The sequence below is a fragment of the Streptomyces lushanensis genome, assembly GCF_001700515.1.
GTDB classification, from domain to species: domain Bacteria; phylum Actinomycetota; class Actinomycetes; order Streptomycetales; family Streptomycetaceae; genus Streptomyces; species Streptomyces lushanensis.
Genome location: NZ_MAUD01000201.1, coordinates 13,928 through 36,653, shown reverse-complemented (window position 1 = coordinate 36,653; position 22,726 = coordinate 13,928). Strand labels below are relative to the sequence as shown.

The following is a 22,726-nucleotide window of genomic DNA, read 5'->3' as shown; positions in this document are numbered from 1 at the left end:
TCGTCACGTCGCACCCGGGTCCACAGGAGGGCCGGATAAGCTCTGGCCCCGATGGACACCGAAACGGAGCACACGGAGCGCGACCGCTCCTCCGGATTCCCTGCTGGGGCGAGCCCCACGGGGACGGAGGAGGGGTCGCGCTCCGCGCGTTCTCCACGGCGTTTCCCGGGCCCGCTCACCCTGCGTGGGGCGGGACTGCTCGGTGTCGGATGCGCGGTCGCCGTACTGCTCTTCAGCGCCTTCGTGGTGCAGCCCTTCCGGATTCCCAGTGGCTCGATGGAGCCCACCCTGCGGGCGGGGGACCGGGTGCTGGTCAACAAGTTGGCGTACCGTTTCGATGCCGAGCCGGAGCGCGGCGACGTGGTCGTCTTCGACGGCACCGGATCCTTCGTCCGGCAGCCGCCGCGGGAGAATCCCGTCACCGGACTGCTGCACGGCGCCGCCGCGGCCCTGGGGCTCGCCGAGCCCGCCGAGACCGATTTCGTCAAGCGCGTGATCGGGGTCGGAGGCGACCGGGTGGTCTGCTGCGACAAAGGGGGCAGGGTCGAGGTGAACGGCCGGGCGGTGGAGGAGCGGTATCTCCATTTCGGTGACGCGCCCTCCCGGGTTCCCTTCGACATCGTCGTACCGCGGGGCACTCTGTGGGTCATGGGCGACCACCGGAGCAATTCACGCGACTCCCGGGACCATCTCGGCGAGCCGGGCGGCGGCATGGTGCCCGTCGGCAAGGTCATCGGCCGCGCGGACTGGATCGGCTGGCCGCCGGGGCGCTGGTCCGGGCTGGACCCGACCGGCGCCTTCAGGGATGTACGGAGCCCGGACGGCGCCCATGGGTAAGCGCGGACGGCCCGCGGCCCATGGCGCCGACACCAGGCTCCCGACCGGCTCACGGCCCACCACGGGCCGGGCGCTGCCGGGCCGCGCCGAGCGGCGCAGACTCGCCCGAAGGGTCAAGCGGCGGCGCCGCAGGTCCGCCGTCGCCGAGATACCGATCCTGATCACCGTGGCGCTGCTGATCGCGCTCGTCCTCAAGACCTTCCTGGTGCAGGCCTTCGTGATCCCGTCCGGATCCATGGAGCAGACGATCAGGATCAGCGACCGCGTCCTGGTGGACAAACTCACACCGTGGTTCGGCTCCAGACCCGAGCGCGGCGATGTCGTGGTCTTCAAGGATCCCGGCGGCTGGCTCCAGGACGAGAAACCGCCGCCGGACGATTCGCCGGTCGTCGTCAAACAGATCAAGCAGGCGCTGACCTTCATCGGGCTGCTGCCCTCCGCCGACGAGCAGGATCTGATCAAACGGGTCGTGGCGGTCGGCGGCGACACCGTCAAGTGCTGTGGCGAGGACGGGAAGGTCTCCGTCAACGGCGTGCCCCTGGACGAGCCGTACCTGCATCCGGGCAATGTGCCCTCCGAGCTGACCTTCGAGGTCGAGGTGCCGGCGGGGCGCATCTTCGTGATGGGCGACCACCGGTCCAACTCGGCCGACTCGCGCTTCCATCTCGACGAGGCGTTCCGCGGCACGGTCTCGGAGGACGAGGTCGTGGGCCGGGCCGTCGTCATCGCCTGGCCGTTCGACCACTGGCGCGGGCTGGAGGAGCGGGGGACGTACGCTTCGGTGCCGGATGCTTCGATTCCGGATGCTCCGGCGCCGGTCGCTCCGGCCTCGGACGCCTCCGTACCGGATGTCTCGACCTCGGACGCGCGAGCCGCGCCGACGACGGCGCGAGGCGCGTCGAATAGTGTGTCCTCCCAGGATCTCAACGGATTGATCCGGCTCCCGAGCCCTGCGGAACTCCCGCTCGTTATGGGAGTGGTGGGCCTGTCCCGAATCGGCGGCAGGCGATGGCACCGCGTAATCGCGCGGAGCGCTCGCACGGAGTGAGGAGTGGATGTGGGGGATGTGGCGGTCGGCGCACGATCCGGACACGATGGTCCCGAGGAGGGACACGAGCAGCTCGCCGAGTCGCCCGAGACTGTGACGGACGCGACGGAACAGCGCAACGACAACCGGGACGTCGGTCGGGACGACGACGGACCCGATGCCGAGGACGGCGGATCCACGGACATGCGGAAGCAGCGTTCCTTCTGGAAGGAACTGCCTCTGCTGATCGGTATCGCGCTGCTGCTGGCGCTTCTGATCAAGACTTTCCTGGTACAGGCGTTCTCGATTCCGTCGGACTCGATGCAGGACACCCTCCAGCGTGGGGACCGCGTCCTGGTGGACAAGCTCACCCCCTGGTTCGGTTCCGAGCCCGACCGCGGTGAGGTCGTGGTCTTCCACGACCCGGGCGGCTGGCTGGAGGGCACCCCCACGCCCGATCCGAACGTGGTGCAGAAGTTCCTGAGCTTCATCGGGCTGATGCCGTCCGCGGAGGAGAAGGACCTGATCAAGCGGGTCATCGCGGTCGGTGGCGACACGGTGGCGTGCGAGAAGGGCGGCAAGGTCAAGGTCAACGGGCACCCGCTGAACGAGGAGGGGTACATCTACCCGGGCAACACTCCTTGTGATGACGAGCCGTTCGGGCCGATCAAGGTTCCCGAGGGCCGGATCTGGGTGATGGGCGACCACCGGCAGAACTCGCTGGACTCCCGCTACCACCAGGAACTGCCCGGCCGCGGCACGGTCTCCACCGACGAGGTGGTGGGCCGCGCCTTCGTCGTCGCCTGGCCGGTCAACCGCTGGTCGTTCCTGCCGGTGCCCGACACCTTCGGCCAGTCCGGGCTCGACACCCACGTGGCCGCGGCCGCCGCGGTGGCTCCCGGGGCGCTGGGTCTCGCCGGGGCGGTGCCTCTGGTGCTCTGGCGCAGGAGGAGGCTGACCGCCGGCGGTACCGCCGGGTAGGGTGCCGTCCCGGATCGCCGGTCTCCGAGGATCGTTCCCGGAGCGGCCGTTCTCCGGAGTGGGGGAAGTAGCTGGCATGAGCGGAACGGGACGTACGGAAGCAGGGCGTACGGAGTCGCCCGGGCAGGCGGCGCCCACGGAAGCGGGACAGGGGACGGACGGCCACGGCCGTCTCGGCAGTGTGCTGTCGGGGCTGGCCGTGGCCGTCGGCTGTGTGCTCTTCCTCGGGGGCTTCGGATGGGGGGCCGTGGAGTATCTGCCGTACACCGTGCCGACGGACTCGATGGACCCGACCGTGCGCGCGGGGGACCGGATACTGGCCCAGCGGATGTCCGGCGACGAGGTACGGCGCGGTGACGTGGTGGTCTTCACCGACGCGGACTGGGGCGATCTGCCGATGGTCAAGCGGGTGGTCGGGGTCGGCGGCGACCGGGTCGCCTGCTGCGACAAGGACCACCGGCTGACCGTGAACGGCGTACCGATGCGGGAGCCGTATGTGCGCGGGATGATCGGCGGGGTGGCGTCCACGACCGAGTTCGAGGCGTCGGTGCCCGCGGGACAGCTCTTTCTGCTCGGCGACGAGCGCAGCGGCTCGCTCGACTCGCGTGTGCATCTCCAGGACCCGGGACAGGGCTCCGTACCGCTCTCCGCGGTGGACGCGCGGGTCGATGCCGTCGTCTGGCCGCTCGGCCGTCTGATCGACCGGCCGGCGGCCTTCGCGGCGCTGCCGGGCGGGGTGTCCGAAGCGGGGCCGGTACGGCTGATGGCCTCGGCGGTCGTGGCAGGCACGGTGCTGATCCTGGGCGGTGCGGCGTACGGACCTGTCGCCCGGTGGCTGTCGCGCGGGCGGCGGGCCCGGCGGGCCGGGGAGGTGTCCGCCGGTGTCCGCTGAGGCGAAGCCCGAGGGAGGGCCCGAGGCGGCGCACGGCGGGCGGGGAGCGCTTCGCAAAGTGGCCCGGGTGGTGCTGCTGGATCCCGAGGACCGGATTCTGCTGCTGCACGGATTCGAGCCGGACGATCCGGACAAGGACTGGTGGTTCACGCCCGGCGGCGGTCTGGAGGGGGACGAGAGCCGGGAGGAGGCCGCGCTGCGCGAGCTGGCGGAGGAGACAGGGATCACACAGGTGGAGCTGGGGCCCGTGCTCTGGCGCCGGATGTGCTCCTTTCCCTTCGACGGGCGACGCTGGGATCAGGACGAGTGGTACTTCCTGGCACGTACGGCGCAGACCGAGACCTCGTCGGACGGGCTGACCGAGCTGGAGCTGCGCAGCGTCGCGGGGCTGAGGTGGTGGACCTCCGCCGAACTCTCGGCGGCGCGTGAGACGGTGTACCCGACCAGGCTCGCCGAGCTGCTGCGTACGCTGCTCGACGAGGGTCCTCCGGATCCGCCGGTGGTCCTCGCCCCCGAAATCGTCTGAGGGTGCGCGGCTCCGGAGCACAATGGGGGGACGTACGGCTGAAGGGGAACATGCCATGAGCGCCGAGGACCTCGAGAAGTACGAGACCGAGATGGAGCTGAAGCTCTACCGGGAGTACCGCGATGTCGTCGGTCTGTTCAAATACGTGATCGAGACCGAGCGTCGCTTCTATCTCACCAATGACTACGAGATGCAGGTGCACTCGGTGCAGGGTGAGGTCTTCTTCGAGGTCACGATGGCGGATGCCTGGGTCTGGGACATGTACAGACCCGCCAGGTTCGTCAAGCAGGTGCGTGTCCTCACGTTCAAGGACGTGAATATCGAGGAGCTGAACAAAAGTGACCTCGAACTGCCCGGCGGCTGAAGGGCATGAGCCGGGGTGTGAGCCCAAGGCGTGGGCTGGACGGTGTGAGCTCAGGGGTGTGGGCCGGACTGGCGTGACCTCAAGGGTGTGGGCCGGAGGGTGTGGACCCGCGGCGTGAGCCGGAGGGTGCGTGAGCCGGAGGGTTTCAGGCGCGCCGTTGTGCCTGCCCGCCGTGAGGCTCGGGCCCGCCGTGGAGGCCGGCCCGTCCGCTCGTACGGGTGAGCGGGTTTTCCACAACGGGTGAGTTGTCCACCAAGATCCACTCGTTGCGGACGGTCGCGTCAGAGTCGGTGCCGGAGGTGGTGCCGAGATGAACGCGACGGGGGCACTGGGACGGTTCGGTGAGGAGCTGGCGGCGCGTCGGCTGGCCGAGTCGGGAATGACCGTGCTGGCACGCAATTGGCGGTGCGGCAGGACGGGCGAGATCGACATCGTGGCCCGGGACAGCGACGCCCGGGGCAGCGATGTGCTGGTCGTCTGCGAGGTGAAGACCCGCAGGGCCGGCTCGTTCGAGCATCCGATGGCCGCCGTGACCCGGGAGAAGGCGGACCGGCTGAGACGGCTCGCCGCCTGCTGGCTGGAGCGGTGCGGCGGCCCGCCGCCCGGCGGTGTGCGGATCGATCTGGTCGGAGTGGTTGTGCCCCGGCGGGGCGCTCCCGAGGTCGAGCACGCGCGGGGGGTGGCCTGATGGGATTCGCCCGAGCGTGTTCGGTGGCGCTGGTGGGTGTCGAGGGCGTGGTGGTCGAGGTCCAGGCGGACCTGGAGCCGGGCGTGGCCGCGTTCACGCTGGTGGGGCTGCCGGACAAGAGCCTGGTGGAGAGCCGGGACCGGGTCAGGGCGGCGGTGGTGAACTCCGGCGCCGAGTGGCCGCAGAAGAAACTCACGGTGGGGCTGAGCCCGGCCTCCGTGCCCAAGGGCGGCAGCGGGTTCGATCTCGCGGTGGCCGCGGCGGTGCTCGGCGCGGCCGAGCGCCTCGACGCCGCCACGATCGCCGATCTGGTGCTGATCGGGGAGCTGGGCCTGGACGGGCGGGTCAGACCGGTGCGCGGGGTGCTGCCGGCGGTGCTCGCGGCGGCCGAGGCCGGCTATCGCCAGGTGGTCGTCCCCGAGCAGACCGCGGGCGAGGCGTCGCTGGTGCCCGGGGTGTCGGTGCTCGGAGTGCGGAGCCTGCGGCAGCTCATCGCGGTACTGACCGACGAGCCGGTGCCCGAAGAACCCCGGGACACCGTGACGGGACGTCCGGACGCCATGACCGCCGGGCTGATGGTGCCGGGCGCGGGCGTCGGCACCGGTCTGGCGGCCGGGGTCGGGGAGGGCGAGGGGCACCGGCCCGACCTGGCCGATGTGGCCGGTCAGGCAGCGGCGCGCAAGGCACTGGAGGTGGCCGCGGCGGGCGGGCACCATCTGCTGCTCCAGGGACCGCCGGGAGCGGGCAAGACCATGCTGGCCGAGCGGCTCCCCGGGATCATGCCGCCGCTGACCGGACAGGAGTCGCTGGAGGTCACGGCGGTGCACTCGGTGGCGGGCATTCTGCCTCCCGGCGAGCCGCGGGTCCGTACGGTGCCCTACTGCGCGCCGCACCACTCGGCCACCATGCAGTCCCTGGTCGGCGGCGGGAACGGACTGCCCCGACCGGGCGCGGTGTCGCTGGCGCACCGCGGCGTGCTCTTTCTGGACGAGGCGCCCGAGTTCTCCGGGCGCGCGCTGGACGCGCTGCGGCAGCCGCTGGAGTCGGGACATGTGGTGGTGGCGCGCAGCGCGGGAGTGGTGCGGCTCCCGGCCCGCTTTCTGATGGTCCTGGCGGCCAATCCCTGTCCGTGCGGGCGGCACACCCTGCACGGCGCCGGGTGCGAGTGCCCGCCCTCGGTGATCCGCCGCTATCAGTCGAGGCTGTCCGGGCCGCTGCTCGACCGGGTCGATCTGCGGGTCGACGTCCAGCCCGTGCACCGCGAGGACCTGATGGGCCAGGGCGGCAGAGGCGAGCCCTCGGCGGAGGTCGCCGCACGGGTACGGGACGCCAGGGCCCGGTCGGCGGCCCGGCTGGACGGCACTCCCTGGGCGGTCAACAGCGAGGTGCCCGGCCATGAGCTGCGTACCCGCTGGCCGGTCGCGCCCGGCGCGCTCGTGGCCGCCGAACGCGATCTGGAGCGCGGACTGCTCACCGCGCGCGGCCTCGACCGCGTGCTGCGGGTGGCCTGGACGGTCGCGGATCTCGCCGGGCACGGCAGACCTGAGGCACGAGATGTCGCCCTCGCGCTGGAGCTGCGCACCGGTATCGCCCGGGGCGCGGCGGCCGGAGCGCCGTCATGACGCCGGGCGTCAGCCCGGAGGAGCGGCTGGCGCGGGCGGCGCTCACCCGGGTGCTGGAGCCCGGCGACGAGCGCGGCGGGCGGTGGCTGCGCGAGTTCGGCGCCGCCGGTGTGCTGGAGCTGCTCACCTCGCCGGACGCCGGGCGCGGCACGCTCACCGGGGTCGGCGAGCAGCGGCTGGAGGGCTGTCGGATACGGGCCGAGGCGGCCAGGCCCGAGCGCGATCTGGCGGCGGTCGCCGCGCTGGGCGGGCGGTTCGTCTGCCCGGGCGACACCGAGTGGCCCAGTCAGCTCGACGACCTCGGGGAGGGCAGGCCCATCGGGCTCTGGGTGAGGGGCCGCGCGGACCTGCGGATCTGGTCGCTGCGCTCCGTCGCCGTGGTGGGCGCCCGCGCGTGTACCTCATATGGGGCACATATGGCGGCGAGCCTCGGCTCGGGTCTCGCCGAGCGCGGCTGGGTGGTGACCTCCGGCGCCGCGTTCGGTGTGGACGGCGCGGCACACCGGGGCGCGCTCGCCGCCGGCGGCGCGACCGTGGCCGTGCTGGCCTGCGGCGTGGACGTGGTCTATCCGCGCGGTCACGCCGAGCTGATCGGACGCATCGTCCAGCAGGGCCTGGTCGTCGCGGAGCTGGCGCCGGGCGACCACCCCACCCGCAGCAGATTCGTCCTGCGCAACCGGGTGATCGCCGCGCTCACCCGGGGCACGGTCGTGGTGGAGGCGCAGTACCGCAGCGGCTCCCTGGTCACCGCGCGCGACGCACTGCGGCTCGGCCGCTCCACGATGGGCGTGCCGGGGCCGGTCACCAGCGGGCTCTCGGCCGGTGTGCACGAGCTGCTGCGCGGCGAAGGAGTACTGGTCACGGACGCCGCGGAGGTGATCGAGCTGGTCGGCGACATGGGGGAGCTGGCACCGCCGCGCCGGGGGCCCGTACTGCCCAGGGACCTGCTCGATCCCGTCAGCGCGCGTGTCCTGGAGGCGCTGCCGGCCAGGGGCACCGCCACCGGGCCGGAGATCGCGCGCAGCGCCGGCACGGGCTCCGACGAGACGCTCGGCAGGTTGTACGAACTCCATTCCCTGGGGTTTGCCGAGCGCCACGGAGACGGCTGGCGGCTGGCCTCCCGGCCGACTCCGACGGCCACCGCGCGGCGAGGCGGTACTTGACCTGGGGCATTCGGGTGAAAGGGTGAGAGGGATGATCTCCGCGACTCCCTCAGCGATGCCTGAAGGACCGGCGCGAGCGGTGTCGGCCGTGGATCGAAGGTGTGGTCGAAGGCGTCCACCGGAGCGGGCGCGGTCGCCTGTTGCACGCGTGGAGCGACGCTCCACTCACGCTACGCTCACCTGCATTCCGGCCCCAGACAGACGACGTCCCCCGCATTCGACTGCAGAACGGCTCAAGGCAACGCATGCCCCAGCACACCTCCGGGTCTGACCGCGCGGCAGCGCCCCCGGCTGCACGGAGCGCCGTACGGCCCCCGGCACCCTCGTCGCTCGACGAGCTGTGGCGGTCGTACAAGACCACGGGCGACGAGCGGCTGCGTGAGCAGTTGATCCTGCACTACTCACCGCTGGTGAAGTATGTGGCGGGCCGTGTCAGTGTGGGGCTGCCGTCCAATGTCGAGCAGGCCGACTTCGTCTCCTCCGGCGTCTTCGGGCTGATCGACGCGATCGAGAAGTTCGACATCGAACGCTCCATCAAGTTCGAGACCTACGCGATCACCCGGATCCGCGGCGCGATGATCGATGAGCTCAGGGCCCTGGACTGGATCCCGCGCTCCGTACGGCAGAAGGCCAGAGCCGTCGAGCGCGCCTACGCCACGCTGGAGGCGCAGCTCAGACGCACGCCCTCCGAGGCCGAGGTCGCCGCGGAGATGGGAATCGCGCTGGAGGAGCTGCACGCGGTTTTCAGCCAGTTGTCCCTGGCGAATGTCGTGGCGCTGGAGGAACTGCTGCATGTCGGCGGCGAGGGCGGCGACCGGCTCAGCCTGATGGACACCCTGGAGGACACCGCCGCCGACGACCCGGTGGAGGTCGCCGAGGACCGCGAACTGCGGCGGCTGCTGGCGCGCGCCATCAATACGCTCCCCGACCGGGAGAAGACCGTGGTCACGCTCTACTACTACGAAGGTCTCACTCTGGCCGAGATCGGCCATGTCCTCGGCGTGACGGAGAGCAGGGTCAGCCAGATCCACACCAAGTCCGTGCTGCAACTGCGGGCCAAGCTGGCCGACGTCGGACGCTGACTCTGTACCGGAGACGCCCCATCCGTAAAGTAGGTGGCGTGCCCAGGATTCGAGCGGCCTCGGTGGCCGAGCACCGGACCATGCAACGCGGCGCCCTGCTGGACGCCGCACGCTCCCTGCTGTCCGAAGGCGGCACGGACGCGCTGACCTTCCCCGCACTCGCCGAGCGCACGGGCCTCGCCCGGTCCTCCGTCTACGAGTACTTCCGCTCGCGCGCCGCCGTCGTCGAAGAGCTGTGCGCCGTCGACTTCCCGGTCTGGGCGGCGGAGGTCGAGGCGGCCATGGCCGGGGCGCGGACGCCCGAGGCCAAGATCGAGGCCTATGTACGGCAGCAGCTCGCGCTGGTCGGCGACCGCCGGCACCGAGCCGTCGTGGCCATCTCCGCGAGCGAACTCGACGCGGGAGCCCGGGAGAAGATCCGCGCCGCGCACGGCGGTCTGATCGCCATGATCGTGGAGGCCCTCGGCGAACTCGGCCATGACCAGCCCCGGCTCGCCGCGATGCTGCTCCAGGGCGTGGTGGACGCGGCGGTCCGCCGTATCGAACTCGGCGCGGCCGAGGCTCCACCGGAGATCGCCGAGGCGGCGGTGTCCATGGCGCTGCGCGGCGTACGGGGCTGAGCCTGCGCGCCGGCCTGGGCCGGCGCGCGCCCGCCCGGCGGCGCCCCGCACGGTGCGCCCACATCGCGAGGGCCCACAGGACGACCGCGTGCGGTACGCCGTACGCCATCGACGCCACCGACGCCGCGGGCGGGAGGGGCGGCGGAGGCATCGCGCTTGGGGCGGTCTCCGGGACACCGAGGACCGGGAGCAGCCGGGACGGGCCCAGCCGGAGCAGCTCCGGCGGCAGCAGCGACAGCGGGTCCAGATAGACGGTGCCTCTCAGCAGGCCCCAGTGCAGACAGCTCGCGGCGCAGTGCGACAGGCCGGTGGACACGGTGGCCACCGGCCGGCCCGCGGTCACCTCGTCGCCCTCGGAGACCAGCGGCTCCACCGGCTCGTAGGTGATCCGTGACGGCGGGACGCCCGAGCCGGTCAGGGTGATCGCCAGCACTCCACGGCCCGCGACCCGGCCCGCGAAGGAGACCCGGCCTCCCGCGGCGGCCCGAACCACGGCTCCCGGGACAACGGCGAGATCCACTCCGCGATGACCCGGGCCGTACGCGGACGCGGGCGGCTCCCAGCCGCGCAGCACCACGGGCCGCGGCCCGACGGGCAAGACCCGGCCGCCGCTCCCGCCGCTCCCGTCCCGCGCCCCGGTGGCCGCGACGGCGCGGTGGCACAACAGTGGGAACAGCGGGACGAAGAGCGCGAGAACGAGCACGAGAACGAGCGCGACGACAGGACCCAAGGGCCGGACGGGCCAGGCGGAACGGCCGGTGCGACAGGTGTCGGTACGGACAGTGATCATGGCGCCCAGCGTGCCCCGGAACGGCATGATCGCGTTGATCATGGACCGGTTCTGTGGACAGCCGACCGCTTGTGGACAGCGCCGTCACCCGTCGGTGCGAAGGTCCCGTACACTTCTTGTGGCGATCCGGGTCACCGGGTCGACTTCGCACGCCCCGCCATCGGCCCTCTTCGCGCCGATGTCAGCGCTTCTCGGTCCTCCGTGGCACAGCGCACCGGGACGTCAGGCGCATCCGCCGTCCGGTGGACGCGACAACCGAGTATCTCAAGGAGTACGGCCATGGCCGTCGTCACGATGCGGGAGCTGCTGGAAAGCGGCGTCCACTTCGGTCACCAGACCCGCCGTTGGAACCCGAAGATGAAGCGCTTCATCTTTACCGAGCGCAACGGCATCTACATCATCGACCTGCTCCAGTCGCTGTCGTACATCGACCGCGCCTACGAGTTCGTCAAGGAGACGGTCGCGCACGGCGGCTCGATCATGTTCGTCGGTACGAAGAAGCAGGCCCAGGAGGCCATCGCCGAGCAGGCGACGCGCGTCGGCATGCCCTATGTCAATCAGCGCTGGCTGGGCGGCATGCTCACCAACTTCTCCACCGTCTACAAGCGCCTCCAGCGTCTGAAGGAGCTTGAGCAGATCGACTTCGAGGATGTGGCCGCCTCCGGTCTCACCAAGAAGGAGCTGCTGGTCCTCTCCCGCGAGAAGGCCAAGCTGGAGAAGACCCTCGGCGGTATCCGCGAGATGCAGAAGGTGCCCAGCGCCGTCTGGATCGTCGACACCAAGAAGGAGCACATCGCCGTCGGTGAGGCGCGCAAGCTCCACATCCCGGTCGTCGCGATCCTCGACACCAACTGCGACCCCGACGAGGTCGACTACAAGATTCCGGGCAACGACGACGCCATCCGCTCCGTCACCCTGCTCACCCGTGTGATCGCCGACGCCGTCGCCGAGGGCCTCATCGCCCGCTCCGGTGTCGCCACCGGTGACTCCAAGCCGGGCGAGAAGGCCGCTGGCGAGCCGCTCGCCGAGTGGGAGCGCGACCTGCTCGAAGGCGAGAAGAAGGCCGATGAGACGGCCGTCGAGGCCGCCCAGCCCGAGGCAGAGGTCCAGACGTCCGCCGAGACGGAGAAGGTCGCCGACGCGGAGGCCGAGGCCCCGGCCGCGGACGCCGAGCAGGCCTGACCTTTCATCGGTTCGGCAGTTGACGGCGGGGGCATCACGGCCCCCGCCGTTCACCCGTAGATCTTTCAGACCTTCGAGAGAGAATTACAGATCATGGCGAATTACACCGCCGCCGACGTCAAGAAGCTCCGCGAGCTCACCGGCGCCGGCATGATGGACTGCAAGAAGGCACTGGACGAGGCCGACGGCAACGTCGACAGCGCCGTCGAGTTCCTCCGTGTCAAGGGCCAGAAGGGCGTCGCCAAGCGCGAGGGCCGTTCGGCCGAGAACGGCGCCGTCGTCTCCCTCATCTCCGAGGACAAGACCTCCGGCGTACTGCTCGAGCTGAAGTGCGAGACGGACTTCGTCGCCAAGGGCGAGAAGTTCCAGAGCGTGGCCAACACGCTCGCCGCCCATGTCGCCGCGACGTCCCCGGCCGACCTGGAGGCGCTCCTCGCCTCCGAGATCGAGGCCGGCAAGACCGTCCAGGCGTATGTGGACGAGGCGAACGCCAACCTCGGCGAGAAGATCGTCCTGGACCGCTTCGCGCAGTTCACCGGCGGTTACGTGGCCGCCTACATGCACCGCACCATGCCCGACCTTCCGCCGCAGGTCGGTGTGCTGGTCGAGCTGGACAAGGAAGACGCCCAGGTCGCCAAGGACGTCGCGCAGCACATCGCCGCCTTCGCCCCGAAGTACCTCAACCGCGACGAGGTCCCGGCCGAGACGGTCGAGAACGAGCGCCGTGTCGCCGAGGCCACCTCGCGCGAGGAGGGCAAGCCCGAGGCTGCCCTGCCCAAGATCGTCGAGGGTCGCGTCAACGGCTTCTTCAAGGAGGTCGTCGTCCTGGAGCAGGCGTTCGCGAAGGACAACAAGAAGAGCGTCCAGAAGGTGCTGGACGAGGCCGGTGTCACCCTGAAGCGCTTCGCGCGCATCAAGGTCGGCATCTGAGTCCGTACGCGATCGACCGAAGACCCCGATAGGGTCTGACGCAGTCGTCCGCGTACGCGCCGGGCGACCGCAGATCTGACGAGGAGGCCATTGCCGCATTGGGAACCGCGAGGACCCCCGGGCAATGGCCTTCTTCGTATGTGCACGAGGAGATCTCCATGGAACAGGCCGACAAAGCCGATAAGAGCGACGACGGCACGAAGCACGGCCGCTTCATGCTGAAGCTGTCCGGTGAGGCGTTCGCCGGCCGGGGAGCGCTCGGCGTCGACCCAGACGTCGTACACGCCATCGCCCGCGAGATCGCCGCCGTCGTCCGGGACGGCGCCCAGATCGCGGTCGTCATCGGCGGTGGCAACTTCTTCCGCGGCGCGGAACTCCAGCAGCGCGGTATGGACCGGGCACGCTCCGACTACATGGGCATGCTCGGCACGGTGATGAACTGCCTGGCCCTCCAGGACTTCCTGGAGAAGGAAGGCATCGACTCCCGCGTCCAGACCGCCATCACCATGGGCCAGGTCGCGGAGCCGTACATCCCGCTGCGCGCCGTGCGTCACATGGAGAAGGGCCGTGTGGTCATCTTCGGCGCCGGTATGGGCATGCCGTACTTCTCCACCGACACCACCGCCGCCCAGCGTGCCCTGGAGATCGACGCCCAGGCGCTGCTGATGGGCAAGAACGGCGTGGACGGGGTGTACGACTCGGACCCCAAGACCAACCCCGACGCCGTCAAGTTCGACGCCCTGGAGTACAGCGAGGTGATCGCGGGTGATCTGCGCGTCGCCGACATGACCGCGATCACGCTGTGCCAGGACAACAAACTGCCGATTCTTGTCTTCGAACTGCTGAAGGAAGGCAATATCGCGCGTGCGGTCAAGGGTGAGAAGATCGGCACGCTCGTGAGCGACCAGGGCACCCGGACCTGATCCGGGCCGGCCCCGTACGGGATGGACAGAGCCCTGCCGGTCGGACACCGTGCAGGAGAAGACGCGACGCAGGTTCCGCCGGCCCACGCGCACGCCGGGCCCACTCAAGACACGCAGGAGCAAGTGGTGATCGAAGAGACCCTCCTCGAGGCCGAGGAGAAGATGGAGAAGGCCGTCCTGGTCGCCAAAGACGACTTCGCCGCGATCCGCACAGGGCGGGCACATCCGGCGATGTTCAACAAGATCGTGGCGGACTACTACGGTGCCCTGACCCCGATCAACCAGCTCGCCTCGTTCGCCGTGCCCGAGGCGCGGATGGCCGTGGTGACCCCGTTCGACAAGAGCGCGCTGCGCAATATCGAGCAGGCGATCCGTGACTCCGACCTCGGGGTCAATCCGAGCAACGACGGCAACATCATCCGGGTGGTGTTCCCGGAGCTGACCCAGGACCGCCGCAAGGAGTTCATCAAGGTCGCCAAGACCAAGGCCGAGGACTCGAAGATCTCGATCCGCGCGGTCCGCCGCAAGGCCAAGGAGACCATCGACAAACTGGTCAAGGACGGCGAGGTCGGCGAGGACGAGGGACGCCGCGCGGAGAAGGAGCTCGACGACACCACCGCGAAGTATGTCGCGCAGGTGGACGAGCTGCTCAAGCACAAGGAAGCCGAGCTGCTCGAGGTCTGATGAACGACTCTTCCCGGGGGGCCCCGCCGACGGCCGGTTACTCCGGTTACACCGACTACTGGGGACCGACCGACCACGGGGCCGCTCCGGCGGGTCCCGCGTACGACGCGCTGGACACGCAGCAGACTCGGCCCATGCCCATCGTGCCCGACGGACCCGCGAACGGCGGGGACCAGGATGACGACCGGGAGGGTGCTCGGCCGGGCGGCCCTCTGTTCCGTGACGAGACGCCACAGGAGCCCATGGGAGCACCGTCACCACCGCCACCGAGGAAGCGGGCGGGCCGTGATCTGCGCGCGGCCATAGGAGTGGGCCTCGGCCTCGGGGTGCTCGTCGTGACGTCGCTCTTCATCGTGAAGGCCGTGTTCGTCGGTGTCGTCGCGGTCGCGGTGGTCGTCGGGCTGTGGGAGCTGACCTCGCGGCTCGACGAGAAGAAGGGCATCAAGGCCCCGCTGGTACCGCTGGCGGTCGGCGGCGCCGCGATGGTCGTCGCCGGCTATCTGCGCGGTGCCGAGGGCGCCTGGGTCGCGATGGCGCTGACGGCGCTCGCGGTGCTGGTCTGGCGGATGACGGCACCGCCCGAGGGCTATCTCAAGGACGTCACCGCGGGGATCTTCGCCGCGTTCTACGTGCCGTTCCTGGCCACCTTCGTGGCGATGATGCTCACGGCGGACGACGGTCCGCGGCGGGTCCTGATGTTCATGGTGCTCACGGTCGTCAGCGACACGGGCGCCTACGCGGTCGGCTGGCGCTTCGGTACGCACAAGCTCGCGCCGCGCATCAGTCCCGGCAAGACCAGGGAAGGACTGGCCGGAGCCATCGTCTTCGCCATGGTGGCGGGCGCCCTCTGCATGCAGTTCCTGATCCACGACGGGATCTGGTGGCAGGGCCTGCTGCTGGGGCTGGCGGTCGCGGCCACCGCCACACTCGGCGATCTCGGCGAGTCCATGATCAAGCGGGATCTCGGCATCAAGGACATGGGCACGCTGCTGCCGGGGCACGGCGGCATCATGGACCGGCTCGACTCGCTGCTGCCCACGGCGCCGGTGGTCTGGCTGCTGCTGGTGATCTTCGTAGGCTCCTGACCCGGCGCCTCCGGTCACGTCTGTGGCCAGGACCGATGCGGTACGGGGGCCCGTTGTCCACAGGACGGCGGGCCCCCTTCGTATGTCTGCGACACTGGATCCACCATGCCTGTACCCGGAGAACTCACCTTTGTCGCGCCCCGCGGAGCCAAGAAGCCCCCGCGGCATCTCGCCGACCTCACTCCCGCCGAGCGCCGTGAGGCGGTCGCCGCGATCGGCGAGAAGGCGTTCCGTGCCAAGCAGCTTTCGCAGCACTACTTCGCGCGGTTCGCACACGATCCCGAGCAGTGGACCGACATCCCGGCCGCCGCGCGTCAGAAGCTCGCGGCGGAGCTGCTGCCCGATCTGATGTCGGTGGTGCGGCACATCTCCTGCGACGACGACACCACCCGTAAGACGCTCTGGCGGCTGCACGACGGCACCCTGGTCGAGTCCGTGCTGATGCGCTATCCGGACAGGGTCACGATGTGCATCTCGTCTCAGGCGGGCTGCGGGATGAACTGCCCGTTCTGTGCCACCGGACAGGCCGGTCTCGACCGCAATCTGTCCACCGCCGAGATCGTGCACCAGATCGTGGACGGGATGCGCGCCCTGCGCGACGGTGATGTGCCGGGCGGGCCCTCCCGGCTGTCGAACATCGTCTTCATGGGCATGGGTGAGCCGCTCGCCAACTACAACCGGGTGGTCGGTGCGATCCGCCGGCTGACCGATCCCGAGCCCGACGGTCTGGGCCTGTCGCAGCGCGGGATCACCGTGTCGACGGTCGGTCTGGTGCCCGCGATGCTGCGCTTCGCCGACGAGGGCTTCAAATGCCGGCTCGCGGTCTCCCTGCACGCGCCCGACGACGAGCTGCGCGATACCCTCGTCCCGGTCAATACGCGCTGGAAGGTACGGGAAGTGCTGGACGCGGCGTGGGAGTACGCGGAGAAGTCGGGCCGCCGGGTCTCCATCGAGTACGCGCTGATCCGTGACATCAACGACCAGGCGTGGCGCGGCGACCGGCTGGGCCGGCTGCTCAAGGGCAAGCGGGTGCACGTCAATCTGATCCCGCTCAACCCGACACCGGGATCGAAGTGGACGGCCTCGCGCCCCGAGGACGAGAAGGCGTTCGTCGAGGCGATCGCGGCCCATGGGGTGCCCGTGACCGTACGGGACACCCGCGGCCAGGAGATCGACGGAGCGTGCGGGCAGTTGGCCGCGTCGGAGCGGTAGGACACCGGCGCCCTGTGGGCGTCGGTGCCGCGTGGGCGGGGGCGCCGGGCCGGCGGATCCGCCCATGAGCGGGACCGTTCCGGAGGTGAACCGGGCCCGGACATGCCGTGCGTGTAGCCTTGACGCGAACGCATTGCATATTTTCCGACAGGGGAGCGCCACAGCGCTGAGAGTGCGGCACATGTCCGTGAGAGCGGGCAGCGGTCGCAGACCCTCTGAACCTCGCCCAGGTCATTCTGGGTAGGAAGTTCGGTCACCACTCAAGCTGTTGCGCCCTGCCCGCGGTCCGGTCCGTCCGGACCCCGGGCAGGGCCGCGTCTTCTCCTGGACATCCCAGGAGGAAAATCAGTGAGCATCATCAGTGTCAGGAGAATGGCGGTCGCGGCGGTCGCCACCGCGCTCGGTGTCTCCTCGCTCGCCGCCTGCGGCGGGTCAGACGGCTCGGCGCCGTCCGGCGACAGCGCCGGTACGCGCGGTGGCGGGACGGCGTCGAAGACCGTCACCCTGGTCAGCCACGACTCGTTCAACGCCACTCCCGCCGTGCTCAAGGAGTTCACCCGGCGCACCGGCTACACGGTCAGGGTGCTGAAGAGCGGAGACGCGGGCGAGGCCCTCAACAAGGAGATCCTGACCAAGGGTTCGCCTCAGGGCGATGTCTTCTTCGGCGTCGACAACACCCTGCTCTCCCGCGCCCTCGACAACGGTCTGTTCACACCGTACGAGGCGAAGGGCCTCGACCGGGTCGACGCGGAAACCCGGCTCGACGGGAGCAAGAACCGCGTCACACCGATCGACACCGGTGACATCTGTGTCAACTACGACAAGAAGTACTTCGCGGACAAGAAGCTCGCGCCGCCGCGGTCCTTCGGCGATCTGCTCAAGCCCGAGTACAAGAATCTGCTGGTCACCGAGAACGCCGCGACCTCCTCGCCCGGCCTCGGCTTCCTCCTCGGCACGGCCGCGCGGTACGGCGACGACGGCTGGCAGGAGTACTGGAAGAAGCTGAAGGCCAACGGCGTCCAGGTCGTGGACAGCTGGGAGCAGGCCTACAACGAGAACTTCTCGGGCTCGGCCGGCGGCAGGAAGGCCAAGGCCGACCGCCCGCTCGTCGTCTCGTACGCCTCCAGCCCGCCCGTCGAGGTGCTGTACGCCGAACCGCGGCCGAAGGAGGCCCCGACCGGAGTCTCCACCGGCACCTGCTTCCGGCAGATCGAGTTCGCCGGGCTGCTCACGGGCGCGAGGAACGAGGCGGGCGGCAAGGCCCTGCTGGACTTTCTGATCAGCGAGACCTTCCAGGCGGACATGCCCCTCAACATGTTCGTCAATCCGGTCGTCCAGGACGTGCCGCTGCCGGAGCTGTTCACCGAGTTCGGCACGACGGTCGACAAGCCGGAGACGATGGCACCCGACAGGATCACCGCCGGTCGTGAGCAGTGGATCCAGTCGTGGACCTCACTCGTAGTGAAGTAGCTCCCACACCCGGGGCCGGAACCGGCGCGACCGATGGCGCCGCGAACGGCCCCGGGACCGGGGCACGGGGCAGGGCCGGGCGCGCGAACGCCGTCCGGCTCGCCCTCATGGCCCTGCCCGTCGCGTTCTTCGCGGTCTTCTTCGCCTATCCCGTGGCCGCGATCGTCGGCCGCGGGCTCAAGGCCGACGGCGTCTGGCGGTTCGGCCGCGTCGGTGACGTGCTGAGCCGTCCCGACATCCTCGACGTCCTGTGGTTCACCACCTGGCAGGCGTTCGCCTCCACCGCGCTCACCCTGCTGATCGCCCTGCCCGGCGCGTACGTGTTCGCGCGCTTCGACTTCCCGGGCAGACAGTTCCTGCGCGCGGTCGTCACCGTCCCGTTCGTGCTGCCCACGGTCGTCGTCGGTACGGCCTTCCTCGCGCTGCTCGGGCGCGGCGGACCGCTCGACGAGCTGTGGGGCGTACGGCTCGACACCACCGTCTGGGCGATCCTCCTCGCGCATGTCTTCTTCAACTACGCCGTGGTCGTCAGGACCGTGGGCGGTCTGTGGGCCCAGCTCGATCCGCGCCAGGAGGAGGCCGCGCGGGTGCTGGGCGCGGGCCGGCTCATGGCCTGGTGGCGGGTGACACTGCCGGCCCTCGCACCCGCCGTGGCAGCCGCCGCGCTGATGGTCTTCCTCTTCACCTTCACGTCCTTCGGTGTCGTACAGATCCTGGGCGGCCCCGCCTACTCCACCCTGGAGGTGGAGATCTACCGGCAGACCGCGCAACTGCTCGACCTGCCCACCGCGGCCGTGCTCACCCTCGTACAGTTCGCGGCGGTCGGCGGCGTGCTGGCCGTGCACGCGTGGACCGTGCGCCGACGCGAGGGCGCGCTGAGGCTCGTCGATCCCGCGCTGACCGCGCGCCGACCGCGCGGCGCCGGGCAGTGGGCGCTGCTCGGCGCGGTGCTCGGCACCGTGCTGCTGCTGGTCCTGCTGCCGCTGGGCGTACTGGTCGAGCGCTCCCTCGACGTGCCCGGCGGGTACGGTTTCGGCTTCTACCGGGCGCTCGGCTCGGTGGAGGCGAGCGGCGGGACCTTTCTCGTACCTCCGCTGGAGGCCGTCTGGAACTCACTGCGTTACGCGCTGGTCGCGACGGCCGTGGCGCTGGTGGTGGGCGGTCTCGCCGCCGCCGCCCTCACCCGCCGCGCGGGCCGGCTCGTACGAGGCTTCGACGCGCTGCTGATGCTGCCGCTCGGAGTCTCCGCGGTGACCGTCGGCTTCGGGTTTCTGATCACCCTCGACAAGCCGCCGCTCGATCTGCGGGCCTCCTGGATTCTGGTGCCGCTCGCCCAGGCCCTGGTGGGCGTCCCTTTTGTCGTACGGACCATGCTGCCGGTACTGCGGGCGGTGGACGGACGGCTGCGTGAGGCGGCGGCCGTCCTCGGGGCGTCACCGCTGCGTGTCTGGCGGGAGGTCGATCTGCCGCTGGTGCGGCGGGCGTCGCTGGTCGCGGCCGGTTTCGCGTTCGCCGTCTCGCTCGGTGAGTTCGGTGCGACGGTGTTCATCGCGCGCCCGGACCGGCCGACGCTGCCGGTGGCCGTGGCGCGGTTGCTCGGGCGGCCCGGCGAACTCAACTACGGGCAGGCCATGGCCCTGTCCACCGTACTGATGGTGGTGTGCGCGGTGTCGCTGCTGGCGCTGGAACGTATCCGTACCGACCGCTCCGGAGAGTTCTGATGGCCCTGCTGACCTTGTCGGACATCACCGTACGGTTCGGTGACCGGGTCGCGCTCGACGCGGTCGACCTGGAGATCGCCGAGCACGAGACCGTGTGTGTGCTGGGGCCGAGCGGGAGCGGCAAGTCGACCCTGTTGCGTGTGGTGGCCGGGCTGACGCCGCCGGACGGCGGGCGGGTGCTGCTGGAGGGCGCCGACCAGTCGGGAGTGCCCGTGCACCGGCGCGGAGTCGGGCTGATGTTCCAGGACCACCAGCTCTTTCCGCAGCGGGACGTGGGTGGCAATGTCGCTTTCGGGCTGCGGATGCGCGGGGTCCCGCGCGCCGAACGGACCGGCCGGGTGGCGGAGTCGCTCGACCTCGTCGGACTGCAGGGTGCGGAGCGGCGGGCCGTCGCCGAGCTGTCCGGCGGTGAACAGCAGCGGGTCGCGCTGGCCCGTGCGCTGGCTCCCCGGCCACGGCTGCTGATGCTGGACGAGCCGCTCGGCCAGCTCGACCGCGGCCTGCGCGAGCGGCTGGTGGTCGAACTGCGCGGTCTCTTCGGACGGTTGGGTACGACCGTGCTCGCCGTCACCCATGACCAGGGCGAGGCGTTCGCGCTCGCCGACCGCGTCGTGGTGATGCGGGACGGGCGTGTCGCCCAGACCGGCACGCCGGTGGCCGTCTGGCAGCGGCCCGCCTCGGCCTTCGTGGCGCGCTTCCTCGGCTTCGACAACGTCGTGGACGCGACGGTGGGGGGCGATGCGGCCGATACGGTCTGGGGACGGATCCCGGTGCCGGAAGGATCGGCGCGAGGGGAGCGGTCGGTGCTGGTGAGACCGGCCGGTGTACGGCTGGTCGCGCCCGGCGAAGGGCTGCGCTGCACGGTCGAGGCGCGTACGTTCCGCGGCAGCCGGGTCGCGGTGCTGCTGCGGCCCGACGGGCCCTCGGGCGGCGGACCGGTTCTTGAGGCCGAGTGCGGCCTCAGGGACGCGCCGCGGCAGGGCGCGGTGGTGGGAGTGGTGTTCGCCGCGGAGGACGTGGTGGTGCTGCCCGACCGTGACACGCGGCTTCGGCGACCGTCGTAGGGCGAGGCGCCGGAGCGTGGGGCACCGGGCTTCCGGGGTGCGGCGACCGGGCGTCGAGTAGCGTGGTCCCTCCGTGCCGGGACGGTCCGGAGCCCCCGCGGGGGCCGCTCCATCCGCTGAAGGGGTCAGGCATCGAACTCCAGGAGAAGGCCGCGGCCGGGACCGCGGCGGCCGAGAGCCCCGACGGCGCCTCGCCCCCGCGGATATCCGGGCGTCCCGGACCCGGCCGGCCGGCCGCGGGGCTGATACCCGCGGCGTCCGCCCTCGCCCTGGGCATGTGGGGCATCACGCGCGACGGCACCATGTGGCGCGACGAGTCCGTGACCTATCAGGTGGCACACCGGAGTCTTTCCGAGATCTGGCGGCTGCTGCATCACGCCGACGCCGTCCACGGCCTCTACTACGTCTTCATGCACGCCCTGTTCGGACTCCGGGACGGGGGCCTGCTCACGCTCCGCCTGCCCTCCGTACTCGCCATAGCGCTGGCGGCGGGGTGTGTCGGGCTCATCGCCCACCGGCTGGCCGGGGCACGGGCGGGAGTCCTCAGCGGAGTGGTCTTCGCCCTTGTCCCGGACATCCAGATGTACGCGCAGGAGGGGCGCTCCTACGCGATGGTGTGCGCGCTCGTCGCGTGGTCCACCTACCTTCTGGTCCGGTCGCTCGACAGACCGTCCCGCACGTGCTGGGCGCTCTACTCGCTGGTGAGCCTGACCGCGATCTGGCTCCATGAGTTCGCCGTACTCGCGCTGTTCGCGCACGGTGTCTCGGTCGCTGTCATCCGTCCCGGGCCGAGGAACGCACGGGGCTGGCGCGTCGCCGCCGGCCTCGCGTTCGCGGGATCGCTTCCGCTGATCCTCTTCAGCATGGGCCAGTCCGATCAGGTCTCCTGGATCGGCCGGCCCAAGGCGGGGGAGTGGTGCGAGATCGCGGGGTGGGCACTGGTCGCCCTGCTCTGCGCCGGACATCTGGGGACGGGCGGAGGCAAGGGCCGGAGCCGGGACACGGACACCGGCGCGGACACGGACACCGGCGCGGGCTCGGACACCGGCGCGGGCGCGGACACCGGCTCGGGCTCTGGCCATGCCGTCGTGCGGAGCGTGGGACTCTCTCTCGCCGTGGTCCCCACCGCCGCTCTGCTGCTCGGTTCCCTCTACGCGTCCATGTACGTCGACCGGTATGTGCTCTTCACCAATCTGGGCATCGCGCTGCTGCTCGGCACCACGCTGGACCGGCTGCTGAGGTCGCGCCGGTGGCCCGGCACCGGTGGCGCGCACCACCCGGGCGGCGCGCACCGCCCTGCCGTCCGTGTCGCCGCCCTGGCCGGGCTGATGGCCGTACTCGCGCTCGTCCTGGTCCCTGTCAGCCGGCAGTTGCGGACGCCCGAGAGCCGTAAGGACGATCTGACGGCCATAGGGAAGGCGGTCGAAGAGGTCTCCGCCGACGGGGACGGGGTGATGTTCACCCCCGCGCGGCGCCGTGAGTGGAAGCTCTCCTCCACCGGCCCCTTCGACACCCTGGACGATCTGGCCCTCCAAGAGAGCCCGGCCGCGTCCGGTTCTCTCCAGGGCGAGGAGATGTCCGCCGACCGTATCCGCGCACGGATGCTGTCCACACCGCGCATCGTGGTGCTGAGCGATCCGCCGGGCGAGCCCGAGGACGCCGTGGCACGGGAAGCGGTGAAGCGCGCGGTGCTCCGTACGTACTTCCACGCCTGCGCGCGGGAGCGGGTCCGGGGAGCGCAGGTGACGCTGTACGCCAGATCGGCCGCCGCGTGCGACGACGCGGGGTGAGAACGGCCGCGGGGCCGGGGAGTCGATCCCCGGCCCCGCACACTCCCGGCCCCCGCCGTCCGGTCCCGGACGG

Annotated in this window: 20 protein-coding genes and 2 pseudogenes; 21 read left to right on the top strand and 1 reads right to left on the bottom strand. The window is 70.8% G+C overall.

Annotated elements, in window-relative coordinates:
* Nucleotides 1-51 precede the first annotated feature (51 nt).
* The 11 genes and pseudogenes from lepB (BFF77_RS18070) to BFF77_RS18020 all read left to right on the top strand — a co-directional run bounded on the left by lepB (BFF77_RS18070) (nucleotide 52) and on the right by BFF77_RS18020 (nucleotide 9,802).
* Nucleotides 52-837, top strand: a complete 786-nt coding sequence (lepB, locus tag BFF77_RS18070) for a signal peptidase I (protein WP_066950728.1) — start codon at nucleotides 52-54, stop codon at nucleotides 835-837.
* A pseudogene (lepB, locus tag BFF77_RS18065) lies at nucleotides 830-1,965 on the top strand (signal peptidase I); the annotation flags it as partial. The gene lepB (BFF77_RS18070) and the pseudogene lepB (BFF77_RS18065), both read left to right, overlap by 8 nt.
* Nucleotides 1,895-2,845 carry a signal peptidase I gene (lepB, locus tag BFF77_RS18060; RefSeq protein ID WP_425424385.1) on the top strand — a complete coding sequence of 317 codons (951 nt, stop codon included), beginning with the start codon at nucleotides 1,895-1,897 and terminating at the stop codon, nucleotides 2,843-2,845. The pseudogene lepB (BFF77_RS18065) and the gene lepB (BFF77_RS18060), both read left to right, overlap by 71 nt.
* 76 nt (nucleotides 2,846-2,921) lie before the next feature.
* A complete protein-coding gene (lepB, locus tag BFF77_RS18055; RefSeq protein ID WP_079125258.1) occupies nucleotides 2,922-3,737 on the top strand; it encodes a signal peptidase I in 816 nt (271 codons plus the stop codon).
* Nucleotides 3,727-4,263 (top strand): NUDIX hydrolase, encoded by a 537-nt coding sequence (locus BFF77_RS18050; protein WP_066950725.1) that lies wholly within the window; start codon nucleotides 3,727-3,729, stop codon nucleotides 4,261-4,263. Before lepB (BFF77_RS18055) ends, BFF77_RS18050 begins: the two co-directional genes overlap by 11 nt.
* A gap of 55 nt (nucleotides 4,264-4,318) precedes the next feature.
* The gene (locus BFF77_RS18045) at nucleotides 4,319-4,627 is read left to right on the top strand and encodes a DUF2469 domain-containing protein (RefSeq protein ID WP_014675276.1); all 309 of its coding nucleotides are present in this window, start codon (nucleotides 4,319-4,321) and stop codon (nucleotides 4,625-4,627) included.
* A gap of 310 nt (nucleotides 4,628-4,937) precedes the next feature.
* Nucleotides 4,938-5,315, top strand: a complete 378-nt coding sequence (locus BFF77_RS18040; RefSeq protein WP_066950723.1) for a YraN family protein — start codon at nucleotides 4,938-4,940, stop codon at nucleotides 5,313-5,315.
* A complete protein-coding gene (locus BFF77_RS18035) occupies nucleotides 5,315-6,937 on the top strand; it encodes a YifB family Mg chelatase-like AAA ATPase (RefSeq protein ID WP_066950720.1) in 1,623 nt (540 codons plus the stop codon). The genes BFF77_RS18040 and BFF77_RS18035 overlap by 1 nt, the downstream gene beginning before the upstream one ends.
* Nucleotides 6,934-8,100: a DNA-processing protein DprA gene (gene dprA, locus BFF77_RS18030; RefSeq protein WP_066950719.1), complete on the top strand. Its 1,167-nt coding sequence runs from the start codon at nucleotides 6,934-6,936 to the stop codon at nucleotides 8,098-8,100. Before BFF77_RS18035 ends, dprA begins: the two co-directional genes overlap by 4 nt.
* A 245-nt stretch (nucleotides 8,101-8,345) precedes the next feature.
* Nucleotides 8,346-9,182 (top strand): RNA polymerase sigma factor WhiG, encoded by an 837-nt coding sequence (gene whiG / locus BFF77_RS18025; RefSeq protein WP_066950716.1) that lies wholly within the window; start codon nucleotides 8,346-8,348, stop codon nucleotides 9,180-9,182.
* Nucleotides 9,183-9,262: 80 nt separating this feature from the next.
* Nucleotides 9,263-9,802, top strand: a complete 540-nt coding sequence (locus BFF77_RS18020) for a TetR/AcrR family transcriptional regulator (protein ID WP_066950753.1) — start codon at nucleotides 9,263-9,265, stop codon at nucleotides 9,800-9,802.
* A 298-nt stretch (nucleotides 9,803-10,100) separates the two neighbouring features.
* On the opposite strand, the pseudogene BFF77_RS33350 reads toward BFF77_RS18020, so the two are convergent.
* Nucleotides 10,101-10,592 (bottom strand): annotated as a pseudogene (locus BFF77_RS33350) (peptidoglycan DD-metalloendopeptidase family protein); the annotation flags it as partial.
* Between the two features lie 279 nt (nucleotides 10,593-10,871).
* On the opposite strand from BFF77_RS33350, the gene rpsB reads away from it, so the two are divergent.
* The 10 genes from rpsB (at nucleotide 10,872) to BFF77_RS17970 (ending at nucleotide 22,653) form a co-directional block, all read left to right on the top strand.
* Complete coding sequence (rpsB, locus tag BFF77_RS18015) at nucleotides 10,872-11,774, top strand: 30S ribosomal protein S2 (RefSeq protein ID WP_066950712.1); 903 nt, start codon at nucleotides 10,872-10,874, stop codon at nucleotides 11,772-11,774.
* Nucleotides 11,775-11,867: 93 nt separating this feature from the next.
* Nucleotides 11,868-12,704 carry a translation elongation factor Ts gene (gene tsf, locus BFF77_RS18010; RefSeq protein ID WP_066950710.1) on the top strand — a complete coding sequence of 279 codons (837 nt, stop codon included), beginning with the start codon at nucleotides 11,868-11,870 and terminating at the stop codon, nucleotides 12,702-12,704.
* A gap of 158 nt (nucleotides 12,705-12,862) precedes the next feature.
* On the top strand, nucleotides 12,863-13,627 hold the full coding sequence (gene pyrH / locus BFF77_RS18005) for a UMP kinase (RefSeq protein ID WP_046499667.1): 765 nt from the start codon (nucleotides 12,863-12,865) through the stop codon (nucleotides 13,625-13,627).
* A 126-nt stretch (nucleotides 13,628-13,753) separates the two neighbouring features.
* Nucleotides 13,754-14,311: a ribosome recycling factor gene (gene frr, locus BFF77_RS18000; RefSeq protein WP_046499668.1), complete on the top strand. Its 558-nt coding sequence runs from the start codon at nucleotides 13,754-13,756 to the stop codon at nucleotides 14,309-14,311.
* On the top strand, nucleotides 14,311-15,396 hold the full coding sequence (locus tag BFF77_RS17995) for a phosphatidate cytidylyltransferase (protein ID WP_066950707.1): 1,086 nt from the start codon (nucleotides 14,311-14,313) through the stop codon (nucleotides 15,394-15,396). Before frr ends, BFF77_RS17995 begins: the two co-directional genes overlap by 1 nt.
* 105 nt (nucleotides 15,397-15,501) lie before the next feature.
* Entirely contained in the window at nucleotides 15,502-16,608 is a 1,107-nt protein-coding gene (gene rlmN / locus BFF77_RS17990) for a dual-specificity RNA methyltransferase RlmN (RefSeq protein WP_066950705.1), read from the top strand.
* Between the two features lie 372 nt (nucleotides 16,609-16,980).
* Nucleotides 16,981-18,078, top strand: coding sequence for a thiamine ABC transporter substrate-binding protein (locus BFF77_RS17985; protein WP_425424386.1), 1,098 nt, complete (start codon nucleotides 16,981-16,983; stop codon nucleotides 18,076-18,078).
* 107 nt (nucleotides 18,079-18,185) lie between these two features.
* The gene (locus BFF77_RS17980) at nucleotides 18,186-19,799 is read left to right on the top strand and encodes an ABC transporter permease (protein ID WP_066950702.1); all 1,614 of its coding nucleotides are present in this window, start codon (nucleotides 18,186-18,188) and stop codon (nucleotides 19,797-19,799) included.
* Entirely contained in the window at nucleotides 19,799-20,863 is a 1,065-nt protein-coding gene (locus BFF77_RS17975; protein WP_107422180.1) for an ABC transporter ATP-binding protein, read from the top strand. The genes BFF77_RS17980 and BFF77_RS17975 overlap by 1 nt, the downstream gene beginning before the upstream one ends.
* Nucleotides 20,864-21,138: 275 nt before the next feature.
* Nucleotides 21,139-22,653, top strand: coding sequence for a glycosyltransferase family 39 protein (locus tag BFF77_RS17970; RefSeq protein ID WP_079125259.1), 1,515 nt, complete (start codon nucleotides 21,139-21,141; stop codon nucleotides 22,651-22,653).
* Nucleotides 22,654-22,726 lie beyond the last annotated feature (73 nt).

Excerpts from the sequence above, each read along its gene's own strand:
- tsf (WP_066950710.1), top strand. The coding sequence starts at position 11,868 with ATGGCGAATTACACCGCCGCCGACGTCAAGAAGCTCCGCGAGCTCACC.
- BFF77_RS18040 (WP_066950723.1), top strand. The coding sequence starts at position 4,938 with ATGAACGCGACGGGGGCACTGGGACGGTTCGGTGAGGAGCTGGCGGCG.
- dprA (WP_066950719.1), top strand. The coding sequence starts at position 6,934 with ATGACGCCGGGCGTCAGCCCGGAGGAGCGGCTGGCGCGGGCGGCGCTC.
- BFF77_RS18020 (WP_066950753.1), top strand. The coding sequence starts at position 9,263 with ATGCAACGCGGCGCCCTGCTGGACGCCGCACGCTCCCTGCTGTCCGAA.
- BFF77_RS17975 (WP_107422180.1), top strand. The coding sequence starts at position 19,799 with ATGGCCCTGCTGACCTTGTCGGACATCACCGTACGGTTCGGTGACCGG.
- rlmN (WP_066950705.1), top strand. The coding sequence starts at position 15,502 with ATGCCTGTACCCGGAGAACTCACCTTTGTCGCGCCCCGCGGAGCCAAG.
- BFF77_RS17995 (WP_066950707.1), top strand. The coding sequence starts at position 14,311 with ATGAACGACTCTTCCCGGGGGGCCCCGCCGACGGCCGGTTACTCCGGT.
- rpsB (WP_066950712.1), top strand. The coding sequence starts at position 10,872 with ATGGCCGTCGTCACGATGCGGGAGCTGCTGGAAAGCGGCGTCCACTTC.
- BFF77_RS17970 (WP_079125259.1), top strand. The coding sequence starts at position 21,139 with ATGTGGGGCATCACGCGCGACGGCACCATGTGGCGCGACGAGTCCGTG.
- BFF77_RS18045 (WP_014675276.1), top strand. The coding sequence starts at position 4,319 with ATGAGCGCCGAGGACCTCGAGAAGTACGAGACCGAGATGGAGCTGAAG.
- BFF77_RS18035 (WP_066950720.1), top strand. The coding sequence starts at position 5,315 with ATGGGATTCGCCCGAGCGTGTTCGGTGGCGCTGGTGGGTGTCGAGGGC.
- BFF77_RS17980 (WP_066950702.1), top strand. The coding sequence starts at position 18,186 with ATGGCCCTGCCCGTCGCGTTCTTCGCGGTCTTCTTCGCCTATCCCGTG.
- BFF77_RS17985 (WP_425424386.1), top strand. The coding sequence starts at position 16,981 with ATGGCGGTCGCGGCGGTCGCCACCGCGCTCGGTGTCTCCTCGCTCGCC.
- pyrH (WP_046499667.1), top strand. The coding sequence starts at position 12,863 with ATGGAACAGGCCGACAAAGCCGATAAGAGCGACGACGGCACGAAGCAC.
- lepB (WP_079125258.1), top strand. The coding sequence starts at position 2,922 with ATGAGCGGAACGGGACGTACGGAAGCAGGGCGTACGGAGTCGCCCGGG.
- whiG (WP_066950716.1), top strand. The coding sequence starts at position 8,346 with ATGCCCCAGCACACCTCCGGGTCTGACCGCGCGGCAGCGCCCCCGGCT.
- lepB (WP_066950728.1), top strand. The coding sequence starts at position 52 with ATGGACACCGAAACGGAGCACACGGAGCGCGACCGCTCCTCCGGATTC.